The 1,332-nt window shown below is 35.9% G+C and carries 1 protein-coding gene and 1 pseudogene; one reads left to right on the top strand and one right to left on the bottom strand.

All coding sequences use genetic code 11. The features are described from left to right. Positions 1 to 382: pseudogene (locus F6K53_RS42895) on the top strand (histidine kinase); the annotation flags it as partial. Positions 383 to 1,134: 752 nt separating this feature from the next. Here the strand turns inward: F6K53_RS42895 and F6K53_RS42900 are convergent. Further along, on the bottom strand, positions 1,135 to 1,332 hold a 198-nt coding region (locus tag F6K53_RS42900), incomplete at its 5' end, for a hypothetical protein (RefSeq protein ID WP_293086719.1).

Genomic DNA, 1,332 nt, shown 5'->3' on the forward strand with positions numbered 1-1,332 from the left:
ACAGGAAAAGAGTTCGAAGGCAGGCTGCGATGATTTTATTCCCAAACCAGTGGACGTAGCCGAATTACTAGAAAAATTAAAACAGCATTTGCAACTGGAATGGGTGTATGAAGACTTCATACCAAAACCAGAAACTATAACAGATGCTGGAGCTGAAGAAATCCAGCTAGATGCCATTGTGCCTCCCCCATCTGATCTCCTAATCCTACTTTATGACTTTGCTAAGAGAGGTAGTGTGTTTGACATCAGACAAGAAGCCGAAAAGCTAGAACAATTAGATGCTAAATTTGTTCCATTTGCTAAGATTATTTATAAATTGGCTAAGGAGTTTAAGGTTAAGGAAATTAGGAGGTTTATCGAAGAGTATGTCGATAAAGTATAATTATAATTTGTTAACTTTGTAATAAAAAAAATGGAATATGAAACAGGGATAAGACTGTGTGTATGTGGGGTAGTGTGGCAGGGTAAATGCATCTAAATTAAATTTAAAAATCGCGATATCTGTGCATCAATACAAAAAGGTAGTCAACTTATTATAGTTCACTTAATTTAGTAAAAATTATTATATTTTTAATCTCTGAGACTGTTTCATTTGCTCTAGTTTAAAATCACGGTATTAACTCTCTTTTGCCCTCAAGCCTGGAAGCCAACTCTAACTAAGATTAGTTAATTGCCTGAATTTGCTCAAGGGGTAACAAGAGAGCTGTAAACTAGAGAGAATAATGGTTTAAGCTAACCTTTTGCAAAAAAAAATGGGAGGTCTCTGTAGCCTCCCCAAAGCAAATATGTTTCCTGGCCTTTTGGCCTTTAGGCCACGCTACGCGAACGGTCACGCTACGCGAAAAATTCTACCAGACTGTGTTGGAGACTAATCAAGACAAGGAAGATATTCATAATTGCTTTACTCACTGCTGTTACTGTACCTCATTACTATGATAATTGCTATATAGTGCCCTTGCTTATGTCCTGATCTATTTTACCTTGATGCCTTCAAGATTAACGATCGCCACTATACATATCTTATTCTGGATTCATCCATTGTATTAGTGGAATAAATTCCATAAAGGTATCTAATTATTTCAGATTTTTATCCACTAACTCCTCTATTATTTTTTCACATTTCATTCTTGATTGCTATAACTTAGTTTCTACAATTAGATAAGTATTACGAAAGTAGGGGAATTGGCCAAGGATTTTAAAAAGTAGTTGCCATTGCCAAGGCCAACGTTCTTGATGTATTTGATATAGAGGCCAACTATTGACTACTTGCAATCCCATGGCAGTTAAATCTTCTTCATTCTTCACAAACCACTTTAGGGAAGCTCCAATTTG

The sequence above is a fragment of the Moorena sp. SIO4A1 genome, assembly GCF_010672065.1.
In the GTDB taxonomy this organism is placed as follows: Bacteria; Cyanobacteriota; Cyanobacteriia; order Cyanobacteriales; family Coleofasciculaceae; genus Moorena.